At 70.1% G+C, this 19,657-nt stretch carries 16 protein-coding genes and 1 pseudogene; 14 read left to right on the plus strand and 3 right to left on the minus strand.

All coding sequences use genetic code 11. The features are described 5' to 3' along the window. Positions 1 to 58: 58 nt before the first annotated feature. The 7 genes and pseudogenes from AB0G59_RS10320 (at position 59) to AB0G59_RS10350 (ending at position 9,574) form a co-directional block, all read left to right on the plus strand. Positions 59 to 904, plus strand: coding sequence for a DegV family protein (locus AB0G59_RS10320; protein WP_360909925.1), 846 nt, complete (start codon positions 59 to 61; stop codon positions 902 to 904). Positions 905 to 1,078: 174 nt separating this feature from the next. Further along, positions 1,079 to 1,897: a ComEA family DNA-binding protein gene (locus AB0G59_RS10325; RefSeq protein WP_360909927.1), complete on the plus strand. Its 819-nt coding sequence runs from the start codon at positions 1,079 to 1,081 to the stop codon at positions 1,895 to 1,897. Between the two features lie 113 nt (positions 1,898 to 2,010). Continuing rightward, positions 2,011 to 3,675: pseudogene (locus AB0G59_RS10330) on the plus strand (ComEC/Rec2 family competence protein); the annotation flags it as partial. A 157-nt stretch (positions 3,676 to 3,832) separates the two neighbouring features. Continuing rightward, positions 3,833 to 5,281: a site-specific integrase gene (locus AB0G59_RS10335; RefSeq protein WP_360910020.1), complete on the plus strand. Its 1,449-nt coding sequence runs from the start codon at positions 3,833 to 3,835 to the stop codon at positions 5,279 to 5,281. Beyond that, positions 5,278 to 7,029, plus strand: a complete 1,752-nt coding sequence (locus tag AB0G59_RS10340; protein ID WP_360909929.1) for a hypothetical protein — start codon at positions 5,278 to 5,280, stop codon at positions 7,027 to 7,029. The genes AB0G59_RS10335 and AB0G59_RS10340 overlap by 4 nt, the downstream gene beginning before the upstream one ends. Continuing rightward, on the plus strand, positions 7,026 to 9,122 hold the full coding sequence (locus AB0G59_RS10345; protein ID WP_360909931.1) for an integrase: 2,097 nt from the start codon (positions 7,026 to 7,028) through the stop codon (positions 9,120 to 9,122). The genes AB0G59_RS10340 and AB0G59_RS10345 overlap by 4 nt, the downstream gene beginning before the upstream one ends. Beyond that, positions 9,119 to 9,574 (plus strand): hypothetical protein, encoded by a 456-nt coding sequence (locus AB0G59_RS10350; RefSeq protein WP_360909933.1) that lies wholly within the window; start codon positions 9,119 to 9,121, stop codon positions 9,572 to 9,574. Before AB0G59_RS10345 ends, AB0G59_RS10350 begins: the two co-directional genes overlap by 4 nt. 146 nt (positions 9,575 to 9,720) lie before the next feature. On the opposite strand, the gene AB0G59_RS10355 is transcribed toward AB0G59_RS10350, so the two are convergent. Together AB0G59_RS10355 and AB0G59_RS10360 are read right to left on the minus strand one after the other, a co-directional pair. Further along, positions 9,721 to 9,951, minus strand: coding sequence for a DUF397 domain-containing protein (locus tag AB0G59_RS10355; RefSeq protein ID WP_360909935.1), 231 nt, complete (start codon positions 9,949 to 9,951; stop codon positions 9,721 to 9,723). Then, positions 9,948 to 10,811 carry a helix-turn-helix transcriptional regulator gene (locus tag AB0G59_RS10360; protein WP_360909937.1) on the minus strand — a complete coding sequence of 288 codons (864 nt, stop codon included), beginning with the start codon at positions 10,809 to 10,811 and terminating at the stop codon, positions 9,948 to 9,950. The genes AB0G59_RS10355 and AB0G59_RS10360 overlap by 4 nt, the downstream gene beginning before the upstream one ends. Before the next feature lie 265 nt (positions 10,812 to 11,076). On the opposite strand from AB0G59_RS10360, the gene AB0G59_RS10365 reads away from it, so the two are divergent. From AB0G59_RS10365 to AB0G59_RS10395, 7 genes are all read left to right on the plus strand, one after another. Next, the gene (locus tag AB0G59_RS10365; RefSeq protein WP_360909939.1) at positions 11,077 to 11,556 is read left to right on the plus strand and encodes an ATP-binding protein; all 480 of its coding nucleotides are present in this window, start codon (positions 11,077 to 11,079) and stop codon (positions 11,554 to 11,556) included. Between the two features lie 189 nt (positions 11,557 to 11,745). After that, entirely contained in the window at positions 11,746 to 13,071 is a 1,326-nt protein-coding gene (locus tag AB0G59_RS10370) for a UDP-N-acetylglucosamine 1-carboxyvinyltransferase (protein ID WP_360909941.1), read from the plus strand. Continuing rightward, positions 13,068 to 14,309 carry a bifunctional metallophosphatase/5'-nucleotidase gene (locus AB0G59_RS10375; RefSeq protein ID WP_360909943.1) on the plus strand — a complete coding sequence of 414 codons (1,242 nt, stop codon included), beginning with the start codon at positions 13,068 to 13,070 and terminating at the stop codon, positions 14,307 to 14,309. The genes AB0G59_RS10370 and AB0G59_RS10375 overlap by 4 nt, the downstream gene beginning before the upstream one ends. Further along, entirely contained in the window at positions 14,306 to 14,845 is a 540-nt protein-coding gene (gene dcd, locus AB0G59_RS10380) for a dCTP deaminase (protein WP_360909945.1), read from the plus strand. The genes AB0G59_RS10375 and dcd overlap by 4 nt, the downstream gene beginning before the upstream one ends. Next, the gene (locus AB0G59_RS10385) at positions 14,842 to 15,378 is read left to right on the plus strand and encodes a deoxycytidine triphosphate deaminase (RefSeq protein ID WP_360909947.1); all 537 of its coding nucleotides are present in this window, start codon (positions 14,842 to 14,844) and stop codon (positions 15,376 to 15,378) included. Before dcd ends, AB0G59_RS10385 begins: the two co-directional genes overlap by 4 nt. Further along, complete coding sequence (locus tag AB0G59_RS10390) at positions 15,375 to 16,484, plus strand: glycosyltransferase family 4 protein (RefSeq protein ID WP_360909949.1); 1,110 nt, start codon at positions 15,375 to 15,377, stop codon at positions 16,482 to 16,484. Before AB0G59_RS10385 ends, AB0G59_RS10390 begins: the two co-directional genes overlap by 4 nt. 84 nt (positions 16,485 to 16,568) lie before the next feature. After that, positions 16,569 to 17,612, plus strand: a complete 1,044-nt coding sequence (locus AB0G59_RS10395; RefSeq protein WP_360909951.1) for a serine hydrolase domain-containing protein — start codon at positions 16,569 to 16,571, stop codon at positions 17,610 to 17,612. Positions 17,613 to 18,012: 400 nt separating this feature from the next. Here AB0G59_RS10395 and AB0G59_RS10400 read toward each other — a convergent pair whose 3' ends face one another. After that, on the minus strand, positions 18,013 to 19,392 hold the full coding sequence (locus AB0G59_RS10400; protein WP_360909953.1) for a S8 family serine peptidase: 1,380 nt from the start codon (positions 19,390 to 19,392) through the stop codon (positions 18,013 to 18,015). Positions 19,393 to 19,657: the final 265 nt, after the last annotated feature.

The raw sequence follows: 19,657 nt of genomic DNA on the forward strand, positions 1-19,657 counted from the left end.
GCCCGGAAGCGGAGGCTCGCACTGCCGTCGGGGCGGCCCGGCGGGTACCCTCCGGTGCATGTCCCGCCATGTCGCGATCATCACCGATTCCACGGCCTACCTGCCGCAACAGGAGAGAGAGCGGCACGGGATCACCGCCGTACCGCTGACGGTCGTCCTGGGCGGCGAGGCGCTGGAGGAGGGCACCGAGATCTCGGCCCGGTCGGTGGCCCAGGCCCTGCAGAAGCGGAGGCCGGTGACCACGTCCCGCCCAGGCCCCGAAGTCTTCGCCGCGGCCTACCGCGCGGCCGCCGCGGCCGGTGCCGAGGGCATCGTGTCCCTGCACCTGTCCGCCGAGCTCTCCGGTACGTACGACGCGGCCGTGCTCGCGGCCCGGGAGGCGCCCGTCCCGGTCAGGGCCGTGGACACGGGCATGGTGGCCATGGCCCTGGGGTTCTGCGCGCTGGCCGCCGCGGAGACGGCGCAGGCCGGCGGCACGCTGGACGAGGCGGTGGCCGCGGCGCAGAAACGCGCCCAGGGCACTGCCGCGTACTTCTACGTCGACACCCTCGACTACCTGCGGCGCGGTGGCCGTATCGGCGCCGCACAGGCGCTGCTGGGCTCGGCGCTCGCCGTCAAACCGCTGCTGCAGCTGGAGGACGGCCGCATCGAGCTGCGCGAGAAGGTCCGCACCGCGTCCAAGGCCATCGCCCGCCTGGAGGAGATCGCTGTCGAGCGGGCGGGCACCGCGCCCGTCGACGTCGCCGTCCATCACCTGGCCGCCCCCGACCGCGCCGCCCTGCTCGCCGAGCGGCTGCGGGAACGGGTGCCGGGGCTGGCCGACCTGCATGTGAGCGAGGTGGGCGCGGTCATCGGGGCGCACACGGGGCCGGGGCTGCTGGGTGTGGTGGTCTCGCCCAGGTAGGGCGGCTGGGTGCGCTGAGTTTTTTGGGCGCGTTGGGCGTTCCTTGCCCCTGACGGGTGACGGAGTTTTCCACAACCGGCCGGTTATCCACGGAAATCAGGCTGCCTCAGCGGGGTGGGCCGAACACGTCTACGGTCACGTGCCATGACTGCTCGATCACATGGCGTGACATCCGTGGGGGCTTCCTCGCTCGCCCGGGACTTCGGTTCCCTGCGCGAGCGGGTGGCCGCCGCGCCGGCTCCCGACTCCAGGCCCGTGCGCGGGGGTTGGCGGGGTGCCTTGTGGGACCGGTTGCCGGTGTGGGTGCACCTGCGGTGCGGCATCGAGCCGAGGACGCTCGCCGCGCTGGCGGTGGTGCTGGTGGCGGCGGTCGCCTTCGCGGGCTACCACTTCTGGGCCGGAAGACCGCAGACGGTACGGCCGCCGGCGCGCGAAGGGCCCGCCGCGGCGGTGGGCGCCGCGCCGAGGGCGGTTCCCACGGCGGTTCCCACGGTGGCGGTCGGGGCGAGCGCGCGGGCCGTGGTGGTGGACGTGGCGGGCAAGGTGCGGCGCCCCGGCGTTCAGCACTTGCCGGCCGGTTCGCGGGTCGCCGACGCGCTGGAGGCGGCGGGGGGAGCCCGCCCGGGGGCCGATACGACCGGCCTCAACCGGGCCCGGGTGCTCACTGACGGGGAACAGGTCGTGGTGGGCGTGCCGGGTTTTCCAGGTGTTCCTGGTGTGCCGGGCCCGTCAGGCCCGTCCGGGGCTGGTGGAGCGGCGGCGGGCGCGAGCGGCCCACGTGGCGGTCCGGGGGCGTCGGGCGGGCCGGTCAGCCTCAACTCGGCGACGCTCGAGCAGCTTGACGCCCTGCCGGGCGTCGGCCCGGTCCTCGCCCAGCACATTCTCGACTACCGCACTCGGCACGGCGGCTTCCGGTCCGTCGCCGACCTCCGGCACGTCAACGGCATCGGCGCCCGCCGGTTCACGGACCTCAAGCCTTTGGTCCAGCCATGAGGCAGGCGGCGGGGCGGTTCACGCGGGGAGAAAGCGGGGGCGGGGGCGGCGCCGACGGCGGGGATGCGGGCGACGGTCCGCCGGCGGGAGGCGGAGCCGAGGGCCGGGCGGCCGATCTGCGGCTGGTCGTCCCCGCGCTCGCCGCGTGGGCAGCGGCGGCGGCCGCCCTGACGGCCGACGGTTGGGACGTCGCCCTCGCCTGTGCCGGAGCCGTGGCCGTGGCCTGTGTGCTGCTGGCCGTCGTGCGCCGCGCCGCGGGCGGGCGGGACGGCGTCGCGAGGGGGCTGGGCGCCCGTACCGCCGGGGTGGCGGTCGCGGTGGCGGCGGCGCTGCTGTGCGCCTCGGCCGGAGCGGCGGCCGGCGCCCTGGCGGGGGCCGACACGCGGCGCGGGCCCCTGCCGGAGCTGGCGCGGCGGTACGAGCGGGCCACCGTGGAGGTGACGGTCACCGGGGACCCGCGGGCCACGCGGCAGAAGGTGCGCGGCTCGGTCCGCACCGCGCCCGCCGTCGTCGTGGAGGCGGAGGCGACGGACGTCCTCCCCGCCCCAGGCGGGACCGGGGCACGCACGAAGGTCCGCACGCCGGTCCTGCTGATCGCCGGTCAATCCTGGCTGGGGCTGCTGCCGTCGACCCGGCTGCGAGTCGAGGGACGGCTGGCGCCGCCGGTGCGGGACGGGGACCGCGTCGCGGCCGTCGTGCGGGTCGACGGCCAGGAGCCGCCGCAGGTCGTCGGCGGGCCCTCCACGCTGCAGCGCGCGGCGGGCAGGCTGCGCGCGGGCCTGCGGGCCGCCACGGACGGACTGGACCCGGACGCCCGGGCGCTGCTGCCGGGGCTGGTCGTGGGGGACACCTCCCGCGTTCCGCCGGATCTCGACGAGGCGTTCCGCGCCACGGACCTGACGCACCTTCTGGCCGTGTCAGGGGGGAACTTCACGGTCCTCCTCGTCCTCCTCATCGGGCCGCCGCACCTCGCCTCGCGTGCCGAGCGCCGGGGGCTCGCCGCGCGGCTGGGCATTCCGCTGCGGCTGACCGCGGTGCTGGGGGGTGTGGTCGCGCTCGGGTTCGTGGTCGTGTGCCGGCCCGATCCGAGCGTGCTGCGGGCCGCCGTGTGCGGCCTGATCACCTTGCTGGCGATCGGCACGGGACGGCGCCGGAGCCTGCTGCCCGCCCTCGCGGCGGCCACACTGCTGCTGGTGCTCCTCGACCCGTGGCTGGCCCGCAGCTATGGGTTCCTGCTCTCGGTCCTGGCCACCGGAGCCCTGCTGACGCTCGCCCCGCGCTGGAGTGCGGCGCTGCGGCGGCGCGGGATGCCGCCCCGGCTCGCGGAGGCCCTCGCCGCGACGGGCGCGGCGCAGGCGGTGTGCGCGCCGGTGCTCGCGGTGCTGGCGGCCCGGGTGAGCCTGGTCGCGGTGCCCTGCAACCTCCTCGCCGAGCCCGCGGTCGCCCCCGCCACCGTCCTGGGCTTCGCCGCACTGGCCGTCGCTCCTGTGGCGCCGCCCGTCGCGGAGGGCCTCGCGTGGCTGGCCGGCTGGCCCGCTTCCTGGACGGCCACCGTGGCCCGGACGGGGGCGGGGTTGCCCGGGGCGGAGCTCGACTGGCCGGGCGGCCCGGCCGGCGGGCTGGCGCTGGCGGCCGTCACGGCTGTCGTCGTGTTCGCCGCTCGTCCCGTGCTGCGCCGCCCCTGGGCCTGTGCGGGCTGCGTACTGCTCCTGCTGCTCGCGATCGTCCGTCCGGTGCCGTTGACGCGGGCCGTCACGGGTTGGCCGCCACCCGACTGGCGGATGGTCGCGTGCGCAATCTTCCCTGTTGAATTGGCGTGTTGAAGCTGGCGTGGGAGGGGTTTCATTGACTGGCTGGCGCGTCTTTTGGGTACCGAAGAGCCGGGTTGTGGATCCGGGAAGATTGCCCGTTTTGGTGGGGTTGGGAGACTTGGCGGTGCGGGAGGACCGTACGGGGATCCATGTCGGCGATCCGATTCTGCTGTCGCCGGACTATCAGGTTGATGAGCTGTTGAGCTTGTACCTGTGCCGGTCTTCCTTTGCTCGGCTGGGGGCTGAGACCAAGCGGAACTACACCGATGACTACGTCATTTTCTTCGACTTCCTCTGGTCGCGGGGCAAGGTGTGGGATGAGGCAACGGCAGATGACGTTTGGGATTTCGAGGACTGGCGGACACGTTCACCGCGCAATCCCCACAAAGTGGGTGCTGCCCGATGGAATCGCGGCCTGGCGGCACTGACCCGCCTCTATAAATGGGCGGTCGCCACCGAGAACATGACGACCAATCCGATTGCGATGCATTCTGTGGTCGGCTATCACGGCGCCGTGGTTCAGGTCCCGGAAGCCCGGGCCAAGGAAGCGAAGTCCAGTGACGTGCACTGGCTGACGCCACGGATGTTCCGGCTGTGGGTGGATGTCGGATTGCGTGGGCACACGGCGGCGGGCTTCCCCTCGCCGCGATGGCCGGGCCGACTGGAAGCCCGCAACGTCGCCTTCGCCGATCTGCTGTTCTCTTCGGGAGTGCGCCTGACGGAAGGCGCTTCCTTGCTGACGCTTGAGGTGCCGAGCCTGCGGCTTGACGGGGGCAGCTACTACCCCGGGCGCCTGGCCCGGGCTGTGACGAAGTCCAAGAGGGCCCGTACCTACTACGTCGCGGCGCCAGTGGTCGGCGAGGTGGATAACTACGTGGAGTCGCTGCGAGCTCGCGTGATCCGGCGCGCCCAGGCCCTGGGCCGATACGACCGCCTGGCAGAGATGCGGCTCGTCACGCACGTCACGGGACGCCGCAAGCGGGTATTGCACTGGGTCGACCGCAACGGAGTGGCGGGAAAGACGGCCCTGAATGACGCGCCGGTTGAGGAGCGCATGACCTATTTCACCGAGGGACCGGCGGGCCCAGAGCCGTTGTGGCTGTGGCTGAACGAGCAGGGACTGCCGTTCCAGCCGGAGTCGTGGGAGGGGGTTTTCCGTAATGCCTCGCAACGCTGTGAGGAGGTTTTGGGTTCCGTGATGGCTGAGCCGCCGTTTTGCACGCCGCACATGTGCCGGCATTCCTTCGCCCTCTACATGCTGGTCGTGCTGCACCACGTGATGGACGTGCGGATGGGGCTGACGCCCGAGGAGAGGCGGGACTTCCGTCTTCTTTACGGCGATCCGTGGCGGATGGTGCAGGACCTCCTGGGGCATGCGGACATTGAGCTCACCCGCAAGATCTACCTGGCGCCCGTCTCGGACCTGCAGATCCGGGCGCTGATGGCCGATCCGGCGCCGCGCGCTGAGGGCGGCGTGGTGACGTCGGACGAGCGGGTCACCTCGCTGCTGGCCCGCATCGCCCAGGAGAGCGAAGGCGTCCAGGACCTCGAGACCCTGTTGGAGACGGCGTGAGCCGGCGGGGCCGTAAGGCGGCCCTGCCCGAGGCCGACCACCGTCGTCCGGAGGTCCTGTCTGATTCGGGCCTTGTAGTGAAGCACCGGATCAAATCCGGTTCAGTCAAGGAATACGACTTCGCTGCCTTGCCGTTCGCCCCGGCGATGCGGCATTCGGTGGCCGGATTGTTCGGGGCCAAGTGCGCTCCGGGTGGCGGTTGGGCTGCCCACGACACCAGTAGCCAGATGTGGGGCCTGCTGAGGGCGTTCGCGCAGTACCTTGCAGGTCAGCCTCAGCCACCGGCGGACATACCGGATCTGACTGTCGCGACCTGGACGGCCTGGAAGCTGAGTCGGCCGCAGACGGCGATGGGATACGTGCAGATCACTGCGGTCGCGGGGTTTCTGCAGCTGGATGCGCGGCTTTCCCAGCCGGTACGGGCGGCCATGGCCAAGCGGGTGCCGCGCATCAAGGTCAAGGAGCATGCCTTCGCGCCGGAGGAGTTCCAGCAGATCCGTCTGGCCGCCCGGACGACGTTTCGCTCCGCGCTGCTGCGGATCCGGGAGAACACTCAGCTCCTGGGGGCCTGGCGCGACGGCGCGGTCGCCCGGCAGGACAGGGAGAACTGGCTGATCGGGGAGGCCCTGGACTCCCTCGCCCGTACCGGTCATGTCCCGCGCTACGTGGGCACGGACAACCGGCAGCGTGTGGTCTTCCGCTATGCCCGGGCCCTGGGCGGCGAGAACAGTCGGTACACCTGGCAGCGTCTCTATCTCAGCCGGCGGGAGGCGGCTGCGCTCGGCGTGCTGATGGTGGCGGAGCACGGCTTCAACTCGACCACGATCGGGGAGCTCCGCACGCCCCGGGCGACGCCGGAGTCGGGCGAGGGCCGTTTTCCTGTCTACCGCGTCGAGCTGGAGAAGCGGCGCCGGGGCACCGCAAGCAACTTTGAGACCCGCAACCTTGCCGACTTCGGGGCTGATTCACCGGGACGGCTGATCACGGAGGCCCTGGAGGCCACGGCCCACGCCCGTGCCTATCTGGCCTCGGTGGGCTGCACGGTGGACCGGCTGCTGGTCTGGCATGAGGCCCGCAGCCGGGACTGGCAGGCCAGTGAGGGCTTGCTCCGGGAGGGCCCGTTCGGCCTGGGCCTGACCAAGCAGGACTTCGAGGACTGGGGCGAGGAATTCGGTCCCACGAGCGGGTCGGTCATGCGCCGGGCCCGCAAGACGGCGAACGTGGTGTACCGGCGCGAGCCCGGCCAGAACAGCCAGGACACGCACGACAGCGTCTACGTCGTCCCCGAACCCCAGGCCCGGCAGGCCGCCATCCCGGTGATCGTCGACGGGGCCACCGATGCCCTTCAGGCAGCCCGCCGCACCGTCTTCCAGGCCCAGCTCACCGACGCCCCGGCCGACGGTGAACAACAGACCGCCACAGCTGGGTGCGCGGACTACGAGAACAGCCCGTTCACGGAGCCCGGTACCGGTTGCGGCGCATCGTTTCTGCTCTGCACCGCCTGCCCCAATGCCCGTGTCCACCCTGTCCATCACCCCCGGCTGGCCCACCTCCACCACGCTTTGGAGGCGCTCCGCAGCGTCGTGCCCCCGGCGGTCTGGGACGCGGACTGGGCCGAACCCCATGCCCGTCTGGACGACCTCAAACGGCGCCTGGGGCCGGCCCTGTGGCGGCGGGCCCTGGAGAACGTCACCGCGGATGACCGCGAGGTCATCGACGCCCTGCTGAACGGAGGCTATGACCTGTGACCGTCGCTGCCTGGTACCTGACTGGCCGGCCGGGGCCGGATACGCCGGTGATCTCCGCCGTCCTGATCGTCGATGCGAGGGAGCCCAACGCCTGCTACGGCGACCGTGTCTGGCCGCTGATGGCGCTCAACGCCAACCCGAGCGCCAACCGGTGCCAGATCCACTGGGACACTTTCCCCGCCGAGCTGCGGGAAGAGATGCGCTATCTGGCCTGGGCCATGATCAACCGGCCGCTGCCCGATGAGTTCATGATCGGCCGGAGCCCGACCTGGAGAACCCGCCAGAGCAGCGCCAAGCTCTACGCGACCCTCATGCGGTGGCGGGCCCTGGCCGAGTGGCTGGTCAAGCGCGGCATCACCACACTGGCCGACTGCACATCGGAGATCTTGCGCGAGTACGGGCAGGACAATCTGCGCACGCCCAGATCGCGGGAGTACGCGGGCTCGTTCCTGGTCGCGGTCACGCGTCTGTGGGCCTTCGACGCCTATGACGTCATGCCGCTGGGGATCGGGGAGCCTCCCTGGAACTGGGAAGGGGTCGATGACTTCCTGCCGGCGGCGACACCCCGAGGCGAGAACGCCACGGAACCGATCACCGCGGCCACCATGGGCCCCTTGCTCATCTGGGCCCTGCGCATGGTCGACGACTTCGCCGAGGACATCCTGGCGGCCTCGCAGATGGCCGGGGAGATGACCCGTCGCGCCGAGGCCACGGTCGCCACCCCGCTGAGCCTGGCCCGCCTCAAGGAGTACATCGACGGCATCCGCGATCGCGGCGAGAGCGTCCCCAGCTGGATACGGTCGGGCCGGCGGGCGTCCTGCACGCCCTACATCTCGGCTCTGACAGGCGCCTCACCGCTGCAGGTCATCGCCCTGCTCCGGCAGACCTACCGGAAGACCTACGTGCGGGACCACTTGGGCCCCAGCCCGCTGCCGCTCAAGATCACCGGCCGTATCGACGGCCGCGCCTGGACCGAGGCGATCGACTTCGACGAGACCGACAGCCTGATGCGCCACCTGGGCACCGCGTGCTTCATCGTGCTGGCCTACCTGACAGGCATGCGCCCAGGGGAAGTCCTCGGCTTGCGCACCGGATGCTGCCCCGACCCCAAATCCGGTCCCCACCTCATCCACGGGAACGTCTACAAGACCGCCACCGACGAGGACGGCAACTACCTGTCCCAGGGTGTCCTGCGCGAGATGCCCTGGGTCGCCATCGCACCGGTGGTGTCCGCGATCCGGGTCCTGGAGAAGATCGTTTCGCCCGGTGCCCTGCTGTTCGACGGCGCAGAGCACGATGTCACGCTGCGACGCGGCTACACGGGGGCCATCACCTACGCCACGATGAGCGACCGGGTGGAAAGCTTCGCGGCCTGGGCGAACGCCCAGGCCGCCCGGCTGGACCGGCCGCACGAAGCGGTCCCCGCCGACCCGCACGGAGCGCTGGGCACCGAAAGGTTCCGCCGCACCCTGGCCTGGCACATCGCCCGCCGCCCCGGCGGACTGGTGGCGCTGGCGATCCAGTACGGCCACCTGCGCACCCTGGTCAGCGCCGGCTATGCCTCGAGGAGCCGGGACGGCATCCACGATCTCCTCGACGTCGAAACCGCCCGGGCAACGGTCGACACGCTCGCCACCCTCAACGCCGACCTGGCCGAAGGAGCCGGCATCTCCGGCCCTGCAGCCCGCCGGGCGATCAATGCCGCAGTCCAGGCACCGGCATTCACCGGTGTCGTCATGAGCACGAAGGCGGCCAAGGACATCCTGGACAACCCGCAGCTGGCCGTCTACGACAGCCCCGGCAGCTACCTGATGTGCGTCTACAACCGGGACAAGGCCCTGTGCCACCGGCTCGAGGGCCAGCAGGACGCGCCCAGCCTGGACCGCTGCCAGCCGACCTGCGGGAACATCTCGCGGACCGACCACCACGCCGACCAGCTCGTCGGCCTGGCCGAGGCACTGGAGAAGCAGGCCGCCTCCGAGGCTCTCCCTGTTCCGCTCGCCGACCGCTTCCGCCGGCGGGCCGCGCGCCTTCGTGCCACGGCCGATGAGCACTACCGCAACCGCATCACCACCCAGGAGGATGCTTCATGAGCCCCGCCCCCGACGAACGCGAACGCATCCAGGCGGCGATGGAACGCATCCTGGCCGGCACCCCCCAGCACTCCAACGGCGCCCTGACCATCGTGGCTCTCGCACAGGAAGCCGAGGTGCCCCGCAACGCGCTCACCCAGCGCCACCTCGACCTGAAGAACCTCTTCTACGACACGGTCCGTGCCCGGGGAGCCATCCCCGACAGCGAGAAACGGCTCCGCCAGCAGGTGACCAAACTCAAGGAGCTGCGGGCCGCGGACGCCGAGGAGCTCAAACAGCTGCGGGCCGACGTCGAAAGCCTGGTCGGCGCCTTGCACCAGGCACAGATGGAGAACCGGCAGCTGCGTCAGCAGCTTGCCACTCCGGACTCGAGGGTGCGGTCCCTGCCCACGCGGCCCAGGCCGAGGGTGCCCCATCAGGGCCCTTCCCAGGTGTCTCCGATGAGTGACTGAACTGCGTCAGCGTCTGTGCGAGCCGGGGCCACTGGGAGGTTGACGGCCACCGTGACGGGGCACAGGTGATTCCTGACGGCCGGTCCGAGCGACTGTGTCTCGTTCGGACCGGCCTGCTCTCACTGCCGCCGGCAGATGTGTGCCGGTCAGACGTGGGTGGCTCCTTCCTCGGCTGCACCGCCGAGGAAGGAAGCCCACGCATCGGGCTGGAACCGCAGGACGGGGCCGCTGCGGTCCTTGGAGTCCCGGACGGCGACGATGCCACCGGCCTTCGCGACTTCGACGCACGCCCCATTGCCGGAGCTGTAACTGCTCTTGCGCCAGCAGGCGCCGCTCAGGTCAACTGCGTGAGCCGGCTGCCTGTCGTTCGTGCTCATGTCTTCTCCATCTCTCTTGCGATGTTCTCCAGGACGGCGGGGGTCTCCTGCGGATCAGGCCCCGCGGCTCGTACGAGGTCGAAGGTCTGGATGAACTTGCGGACATCACGTTCCTTCTCCAGGTACACGTTTCCGGCGATCGAATCGACGTAGACCACGGTCGGCGCCTTCGCGCCGAACTCCAGCAGCGCGAACGTCCCGGCCATGGCCGCGTGGGCGCCCTTGGCCGTCGGCATGACCTGGATCGTCACGTTCGGCAGGGCAGCGGCATGGATCAGGTGCTTGATCTGGGCCGCCATCACCTCCTTCCCGCCGACCGGCCGCCGCAGGGCGGCCTCCTCGACGACCACCCACAGCTCCAGCGGATCGGGCTTGCGGGTCAGCAGGTCCTGGCGCTGCATGCGGAAGCGGACCAGCCGCTCGACCTCCTCGGGCTCACCCGGCCGCACCGCGGCGATGACAGCTCTGGCGTAGTCCTCGGTCTGCAGCAGCCCGTGGACGAATATCGGCTCGTAGGCCCGCAGGGCGACCGCATCGGACTCCAGCCCGGCGTAGGTGGCCATGCCCGACGGCAGGACTTCCTCGTAGTGAGCCCACCAGCCCTGTTGCTGGGCGTCCTTGTGGATCTGCATCACGGCCTCCACCTGAGCGGGGTCCTCGACGCCGAACCAGGCGAGGAGGTCGCGCACATCCCGGGCCTTGATCGGGGCCTGTCCGGTCTCCACCCTGCTGATCTTCGACATCGAACACTCCAGGTGCTCGGCGACGTCCTCGATCCTCTTGCCCGCGCTTTCGCGCAGCCTTCGCAGCTCGGCTCCGAGCTGGCGCTTGCGTACGGTCGGTCCGCTGGCCGTGGCCATCACCCCTCCTTGACGCGCCCCCCGCGAACGGCAGGTTGCCGTACGCAAGTGTGCCCTAGCGATGCCAACTCCTACCGTCCCGCCGGAGTTTGACACCGGATAGCAGCTTGCCTGGGCAGGCATATGCCCACTTGCTCCACGCACTTGCGTGGAAGAAGTGCATGGGGCCATTCTGAGGGCGCTTCACGATCCGTAGCCCGGCTGTCGCTGATCGTCGGTGGCTGGTGTGCGCGCGGATGCCGCCTCGGACGGAAGGAGCCCGGCCATGCACGCGGTGCCAGGCCCACGGCATGAACGACCGAAGGACGAAGCCGACGGCTATGTGGCGGCGGTGATGGACCGCTCGCTGCACTTCTGGGTCCCGACCCTCCCGGGTGCCGTGCCGGCCGCCCGCCGCGAAGTCGCCGCCCAGCTCGGTCTGTGGGGCCTCCGGCCCGGGGCCGCGGTGGTGGAGACCGCTGTGCTCGCCGTCAGCGAGCTGGTCACCAACACCGTCCGCCATGCCGCCAGGGCCTCGGCCCGGGCGGACGTCCACCTCGGCATGGATCGCCGGCACCTGATGGTCGCGGTCCACGACCGCGACCCGCGGATACCCCGCCGCCGCGAGGTCCCCCACCTCGACGGCAGTGGGGGCTGGGGCCTGCACCTGGTGGAGGCCCTGGCCACACAGGCGGGCGGCAGAACCAGCATCCCCCGTGATCCGGACGGGGGCGGCAAGACCGTCACGGTCCTGCTGCCGCTGTAGATCGCTTCGGTGGGCGGCGGCATGTTCCCGCCGAGACGTCGCCGCCCGCCGAGCCGCACCCCGCCATGACCAGGGGTGCGGCGGGCGCCGGATCTCCTCCCCACGCCGGCGCCATCGGCGGGCCCGGCCCTCCCGGGCCGGGCCCGCCCCACGGCATTCCCCTGGTACCCCCTTGGCCAAGGAGGCTCGGTGACCACACTGCCCGCACCCGTCCCCGCCGCACTCGTCCCTCACGCGCTCACCGTCCGCCCCGGCCAGCCGCTGGGCGGCATCGTGACGGTGGACGGCTCGAAGAACGCCTGCCTGCCCCTGCTGGCCGCCGCCGCGGCCACCGGGCGGCACGTGAAGCTCAGCAACGTACCCACCAGCGCCGACGTGCAGATGATGCTGGTCCTGCTTGAGCGGACGGGCTTTCGCCTCTCGTACCCCGTCGGGGAGCCCGGCAGCCTGATCCTGTGGCCCGGCGCCTTCACCTCGAGCGCCCCGGACCTGGCTGACGCCGCCCGCATCCGGGCCTCCTACTACCTGGTGCCCGCCCTCCTGGCCACGCATGGCTCAGCGCGACTGCCCTGGCCCGGAGGCTGCCGGATCGGCGAGCGGGGCATGGGCGAGCACTTCCGGGTGTACGAGACCTTCGGCGACACCGTGGAGGCCAACGACCACCACTACACCGTCACGGCCTCCGGCCGGAGGCTCGGCACGGTCAGGTGTGATCTCCCGTTCCGTTCGCGCGGGGCGACCGTCGCCGCCGTGCTCCGGGCCGTTGTCGCCGACTGCCGCCTCGTTCTGGGCAACCCGAACCTCTCGCCCGAGACGACCACCTTCCTGGCCGCCCTGCAGGAATCCGGCTGGGACGTGGCCACCAGCGAGGAGAAGATCACGCTTGGACCGCCGGCGGACAGCACGCGCGGCAGCCTCAACTGGTGGGTGCCTGGCGACAAGATCGAGGCGGGCATCCTGGCCTGTGCTCTCGCGGCCACCGGCGGCTCCGGGCGGATCGAGGGCCTGCGCGGTCCGGACGTCCGGCTGCCGGCCGACTTACTGACCCAGGCCGGCATCCCGGTCACCGTCGCCCCCGACGCGATCACCGTGCACCCGGCCACTCAGCTGACCGGGCGCCCGATGCGGGCGATGGCGTCCCTCGCGCCGAACGGCCTGGACGCCGACTTCGAACCCGCGCTGATGGCCCTCGCGTTGAATCTGCCGGGCACCCATCTGTTCGGCGACTCCATCAATCCCGGCCGCCACGGCAACCTGCTGCCGCAGCTGGCCCGGCTCGGTGCCCGGATCGAAGAGCTGTCGCCGACCCAGTGCCGCCTCCTCGGCCCGCAACGGCTGACCGGCGCCATGGTGGAGGCCACCGACATCCGCACCGGCTCCGCGCTGCTGATCGCCGCCCTCACCGCCCGGGGCGTCACCACGCTGACCGGGCTCGACCAGCTCCAACGCGGGCACGCGGACCTGCCCGCCAAACTCCGCGCCCTCGGCGCCGACCTCACCACGGTCGCCCGATGACCGGCACACGCGCGCTGGAGCGGATCGTGGTGACCACCGACTTTCACTCCGCCTTCGCCACGGCCGACGGCATGCTCGCCCACCTCCACCGGGCCCGGTCCACGTCCCTGATCGCGGACTGCGGAGACTTCTTCGAAGGCAGCGGCTACTACCGGCTCGCAGGCGGCGCCATCGAACGCGCTGTGCTCACCGGGCTCTACGACGTGCTCGCCCCCGGCAACCACGGCTGGCCTCACCACTTCGAGCCCGACCTCCACCCGCTGACGGTTTGCGCGAACGCCGTCGATGACGCCAGCGGGCAGCCGCTCTTTCGCCGCCTACGGACGTTCCGCATCGGCGGCCGGCGCGTGGCCGTCACCGCCGTCATCAGCCCGGACGCCTTCTTGGACATCCCCGCCCACCAGCGCCAAGGCCAGCGGGTCACCGACCCGCTGCGGGCCCTTAGGGAGCTGATGCTGGCCCACCACCACGAGGCCGACGCCTGGATGCTGCTGTCGCACTCCGGCTTCGAGAACGACCTGGCCCTAGCCGCCGAGTGCCCGTTCCTGGACATCATCTTCGCCGGGCACTGCCACAGCGACCACTACGCGCCCGAGCCGGTCGGCGACACCCTCATCGTCAAGGGCGGCGAGCTCGGCGCCGGGTACGCGCTGGCCGAACCGGTCGGAGCCGGCTGGGCCGCCCACACCTGCACCTTCCCCACCAGCCCGGCCGCCCTGCCGAGGGAGCTGTCCTCCGTCGTCCGGCAGATCGGCGCCGTGCGCGAGAAGCTGACCGCCCCGCTGGGGCTCACCAGCGAGTCCTACCGCGGCACCGTGCCCGACCGGCACCAGGTCCTGGCCGAGGCCGCCGTCTGGCTCCAAAGCGGGCTGGGGGCCGACGCGGTGGTCCTCAACGACACCGTGCTGCGGCCCCAGCGACTGGGCATGGTGCTGACCTTCGGGGACCTGCTGGCCATCGAGCCGTTCGCCAACCAACTCGCCTACGCGCGCATCCCCGACGCCTACCTCTACGACCCCGGCGGCCTGAACGCCTACCTGACCGAGCGGGTCGGCCCTCTCGTCACCGCCCCCAACCCGCTGTCGCTCGGGCTTCGCACCGTGCTGACCACGGACTTCCTGGCAGGCAACTTCCTCGGTGACCGCACCCGCCCGGCCGGGATGTCACTCGGCCAGGCCGTCCGCCACGTCCTGACGGGCGCCCCGTCCTCCACCGCGACCGAAAGGCCCCTGCCGTGATCCTGACCGGACCCGAGATCACCGCCGCCGCCCTGGACGGGCGGCTGCGCATCGAGCCCTTCGACGCAGACCAGGTCAACCCCAACAGCTACAACGTCCGCCTCGGCACCCACCTCACCACCTACACCGCGGCCGTCATCGACGCCCACCGCCCCAACCCCACCACGACGATCACCATTGGCGGCGACGGCTACGTCCTCCAGCCCGGCGAGCTCTACCTCGGCCACACCTTCGAACAGATCGGCTCCAACCAGTTCGTGCCGCTGCTGTTCGGCCGCTCCAGCGTCGGCCGGCTCGGCCTGTTCGTCGAGATCACCGCCCCCATCGGCGACATCGGCTTCCACGGCCAGTGGACCCTGATGCTCACCCCCGTCCGCCCCCTGCGCGTGTATCCGGGGATGGAGATCGGGCAGGTCATGTTCTTCGTGGCCACCGGAGCCGTGGATCTCTACACAGGCAAGTACCAGGGCTCCCTCGGCCCCCAGCCCTCCCGAGCCTGGCAGGACCTCATCCCGGCCCAGGCGGCGGCCTCGTGATCCTCACCGGCCCGGGCATCGCCGCCGCTGTCGCCACGGGCGAGATCAGCATCGACCCCTTCGAGCCGGCCCGGCTCTCACCGAACGCCTACGACTGGCGCTTGGGCGAAACCTTACGGATCTGCGACGGCGACCTCGACGCCGCCCGCCCCACCACCTTCACCGAAACCACCATCCCGGCCACCGGGACCGTGCTCGAGCCTGGAGTGCTCTACCTCGGGATGACATACGAGAAGACCGGCTCGGAGACGTACGCGCAGATGCTCAACGGCGACCGCACCACCGGCTCCCTGGGCATCTGGGTGCACGTCTCTGCACCCCTGGGCCACGTCGGGCACGCCATCCGCTGGACCCTGGAGATCCGCGCCACCAAACGGGTGCGGGTCTACCCGCGGATGACCTTCGGCAAGCTCATCTTCCTCGCCACAGCGGGCGACCGTGCCAGCTACCAGCGCGAGGGGGCGAAGTACGCGGCCACTGAGGGCATCGACATCTCCCGCCTGTACACCGAACTCGCCGGAGGCCCCCGATGACCCTGCCCACCGGCCCACTGGTGGCCACCGTCCTCGACCTGCCCGCCGGGAGCCCAGGCGGGAGCGTCGAGCTCTTCCTCGACCTCTACACCGGCCCCGCCCCGCTGATCCCGGCCCGGCCCTTCATGCTGGCCCCTCTCAGCCGCCGCCCCCGCCGGCCCACCGGCCTCGGCCTGCTGCCGGTCGTCGGCAAGTGTCTGGACGGCCCCGCCTTCCACCGCTACGTCGCCGCCCTCCAGCGAGCCCTGGCCGAAGCATTCGACCCGGACCAGATCGGCGTCCTGCACCTTCAGCACTTGGCCTTCGGCGCCACCCCCGCGCTCATCCGGGCCCTGCCCGAGCACCCGCGGATCGCGCTCGTCCACGGCACCGACCTGCTCTTCGCCGAAGCCCACCGCGACCAGCACCAGGTCCTCACCGACACCGTCCAGCTCGCCGACGCTATCGTCGTGCCGACACCGGCCATGGCCGACCGACTCCTGCAGACCGCGCCCACCACGGACCGCGCGAAAATCACCCACATCCCCTGGGGCGTCCCTGACCAGCTCATCCACCGTCCGCCACGCAGATCGCCCCGGCCGTCCGGCGGCCCGTTCCGGCTGCTGTATGCCGGGCGGCTCACGCCGGAGAAGGGCGCCGGGAATCTGCTGCGAGCTCTAGCGGCCGTCACCGGCGTCGAGTTGAGCGTCGCCGCCCCGCAAGACCAGGTCCACACCCTCACCCGCGCCATACGGACCTCCGGGGTCACCGTCCGCTACCTCGGCTGGCTCCGCCGGCCACAGCTGTGGCGGGCCTTCGCCGACCACGACCTGCTCGTCATGCCCTCCACCACCCTCGAGGCCATGGGCCTGGTCGCCCTCGAGGCCCAAGCCTGCGGCCTGCCCGTGCTCTACCAGCCCGTCCCCGGCCTGGTGGAGACGCTCGCAGTCTCCGGCACCAGCACCGACTTCACCCGCCCCGCAGCACTCGCCCGCGACATCGACCGCCTCCGCACCACTCCAGGGCTGCTGGCGGCCCTGCGGCAGGCTGGGCGGAACAATGCTGCCCGCTACCCCCTCAGCGCCACCGCCAAGGCCCTGACCGAACTCGGCCACCAGATCAGCTGACCGTCCCGCTGTGTTCCCCGCCCGGGCCCGGCACGGTCACTACGCTGACAAGCCGGGCCCGCACCGCGACATCGGAGACGCTCCATGGCAGACAGCACCGACCGGATCAAGCAGCTCGTGGCAGACGGCGTCCGCGACAAGGTCTACCCCGGTGCGGTGTGGGCCATCGGCGACGCCGCAGGCACGAAGGCGGGAGACACCGCCGGTGTCCTCGACCCCGCCGAGCCGGGCATCCCGATGCGGCCAGACACCGTCTTCGACATCGCCAGCCTCACCAAGATCCTCGCCGTCTGGTCCACTATCGGCGCCCTGTGGGAAGACGGCACCCTCCCCCTCGACGAGCCCCTCGAAGGCTTCTGGACCGAGGTCGCCGGCCACCCCCTCGGCCAGGTCACCGCCCGGCAGCTGCTGACCCACACGGCCGGTGTTCCGCTGCGCGCCCAGCTGAAGAACCTCTACGGCACCGACCCCGCCGCCATCCGTGCCGGGGTCCTGCACGAGGCCCTGCACCGGCTGCCGGGCGAAGCCGTCGAATACACCGACCGGGCCGCCCTCATCCTCGGCTACCTCGCCGAGTACCTCTCTGGCCAGCCCCTGGACCAACTCGCCCGCACCCGCATCTGGCAGCCCCTGGGCATGTCCCATACCCGCTTCGGCCCTCTGCCGACTGGCCTGGCAGCGCGTTGTGCCCCCACCGAGCTCGACGAGAACACCGGCCACCACCTCAAGGGCACCGCCCACGACTTCTCCGCCCGCCTCCTCGGCGGCGTCTGCGGTATCGCGGGCACCTTCTCCGTCCTCGACGACCTCACCCGATTCCTGCGATACATGCTCGACCCCACCACCGCCCCCGCAGCACCAAGCTTCGGGCCGAACTGGGTGGAGGAATCCCTGAGCGTCCACACAGGCGCCCTGGAGCCTGTACGCGGCCTGTTCTGGCATCCCGCCCCCGGCACCGACCCGGCGGACCGCACATACGTCCACTACGGCTTCACCGGTACCGGCATGTGGATCTCTCCCAAACAAGGGGCTTGGGCAGTCCTGCTGACGAACAAGCTGCGCTACACGCGCGACCGCGAGCCGCTAACCCGCGTCCGCAATGAATTCCGCAGCATCGTGTTTGGCTGAGCAGCGACGTTACACGCTACGCGATCACATTTCAGAGCGCGTCTGTGTAGGGCGAGTTGAAATCAGTCAGAATGCAGCAGAGAGGCCGGCTCCTTGTGCGGATGCCCAACTATCGGGGTACGCGTCCGCCACCCCATCGACCCGGCGTGCTCGCTCAGCAGATTCTTCCCGAAGAGAGCCTGTCGGAAACAGGGCCACCATGCGGTCTGGGAATTCTTCAGTAGGAGGCAATATCTCCTCAACTTCCGCTTTTTCCCGTAGCCGCTCGGCAACAGCTTCCCACTCCTCGTCTGAGGTCAACCTGACAACTATTCGTACAGCCATGAATGCACCTCGGCTCTTCGTGACACCTATAAGGGTCGTTTTCTGATGGCGATACCCATACCCAAAAGACAGTAGGTCAAACAGTACGCACTGCCTGCAGAGCCGCTTCGGCGTCAACGAGCCGCCTGGAGTCAGAATTTGGGTCAGTCGGCTGACTTTGCATATCCCTGGCCGTCGCAAGGAGGATATTGCGCACATCTGCTGCCGTCAGCCCTGCATCAAGCGACAACAAGAGTGCAGCTACCCCACTTACGTGCGCAGCCGCCATTGAGCTACCCGACATGAACATGTACGACGCCCTACCCCAGAAAGTACTCAGGATCTCGTCTCCTGGCGCACAGAGCTTGAAGTGGTTGCCGTGACTGCACTTCTCCATAAGCTGATCTTCCCGGTTGGCCCCTCCAACTCCAATCACATCAGGGAAGGCGGCGGGCCACAGCGCCAGACTGTCGGCATAGTTGCCAGCCGCGGCGACCACGACCACATCATGTGAAATTGCATATTCGATCGCGTCCCTTTCGTCGCGGTTCTCTCCCCCCATCCCCAGGCTTAGATTCACGACCTGGGCTCCATGATTCACTGCCCACTTGATGCCATTAGCGATATCCAGAGCGCTCCCCCAGGTCGTCAACTGACGCTCATCAGCATCGTAAGCGCGAGCAAGCACCCGCACCGGCATGATGCTGCAACTCCGGGTAACGCCCGCTACGCCTTCTGCATTTCGGCGCTCACAGGAGATCGTGCCTGCCACATGAGTTCCGTGCCCATGCTCGTCCCATGGCAGTCCCGTGGGCTCCATGAAGTGGCCGTGTAGGCGAATATCATCCGGTAGCTCTGCGCGAGGAATCCTGACACAGTTTTTCCCCGGCACAACATGGTGACGAAAGTCGCGATGATTGAGGTCCAACCCACTATCAACCACAGCTACCACAACTTGAGGGGAGCCATCGGTCCGCTGCCAAGCACTTGGGCAACCGATCTTTTCAAGCCCCCACTGTTCTGGATTATGGCGCGAAAGCTCCGCAGGTGTCGCGGCATCCATCATGCCTTCACGCCAATGGTTTGGGCGAGCATCTACGACCCATTTATCCACCTGGCACATCGTTCCAAGGGCATCGCTGAGCGGCACCTCCGGATCAAACCATATGCGATAATTCGCGTCATCTCCGCAATCTACAAGTTTGTTCTCCGTGCGCAGTGGAGGGGAAGATGAGTAGAGGCGCGAGATGTAATCCACCTTGATCTTCTGAAGGGCAGCGTCAACGTCGTGTATACCCAGACGTGAATTTCTGAATATTCCGGATGACGAATCCGGAATGTGCTCTGTAACGAGATGCTGCGCATCGGGCGTCAGCTGAATTACCATTTCACCGCGAATGCGGGCATCCGCGCCCTGGGCGTACATGTGCGGGCGCTTCATCGATTGGCGTTCCGGCCTGTGCGGTTTGGTCTTCATCGCGAGCCCCCAGTGGAGTCCTCGGCTGATGAGGAGGGGCAGGGCACGGCCACGGCGCGCTCGCTGGCCCGCCAGCGTCGCCCTCCCGATTTCACCCTATCGGGCCCCTTGAGAGACCGCACGGCGGCTGACGCCGCCCAGTTCCTCGGCCGTGCGCGACGTGATGCGATTCCCCTGCGTCAGCTAAGCCTGAGCGCGTGTCATCGGCGGTCGGCGTAGCCCCTTTCGAGGGGTGGGGTCGATCAAGTGCATCCGGCTCGCCGGC

Origin of the sequence: Streptomyces sp. NPDC021096, from assembly GCF_040641275.1 — a bacterium.
In the GTDB taxonomy this organism is placed as follows: domain Bacteria; phylum Actinomycetota; class Actinomycetes; order Streptomycetales; family Streptomycetaceae; genus Streptomyces.

Coding starts and splice junctions, on each gene's coding strand:
- AB0G59_RS10355 (WP_360909935.1), bottom strand. CDS start 9,951: ATGAGCACGAACGACAGGCAGCCGGCTCACGCAGTTGACCTGAGCGGC.
- AB0G59_RS10320 (WP_360909925.1), top strand. CDS start 59: ATGTCCCGCCATGTCGCGATCATCACCGATTCCACGGCCTACCTGCCG.
- AB0G59_RS10390 (WP_360909949.1), top strand. CDS start 15,375: ATGACCCTGCCCACCGGCCCACTGGTGGCCACCGTCCTCGACCTGCCC.
- AB0G59_RS10375 (WP_360909943.1), top strand. CDS start 13,068: ATGACCGGCACACGCGCGCTGGAGCGGATCGTGGTGACCACCGACTTT.
- AB0G59_RS10360 (WP_360909937.1), bottom strand. CDS start 10,811: ATGGCCACGGCCAGCGGACCGACCGTACGCAAGCGCCAGCTCGGAGCC.
- AB0G59_RS10350 (WP_360909933.1), top strand. CDS start 9,119: ATGAGCCCCGCCCCCGACGAACGCGAACGCATCCAGGCGGCGATGGAA.
- AB0G59_RS10365 (WP_360909939.1), top strand. CDS start 11,077: ATGCACGCGGTGCCAGGCCCACGGCATGAACGACCGAAGGACGAAGCC.
- AB0G59_RS10395 (WP_360909951.1), top strand. CDS start 16,569: ATGGCAGACAGCACCGACCGGATCAAGCAGCTCGTGGCAGACGGCGTC.
- AB0G59_RS10400 (WP_360909953.1), bottom strand. CDS start 19,392: ATGAAGACCAAACCGCACAGGCCGGAACGCCAATCGATGAAGCGCCCG.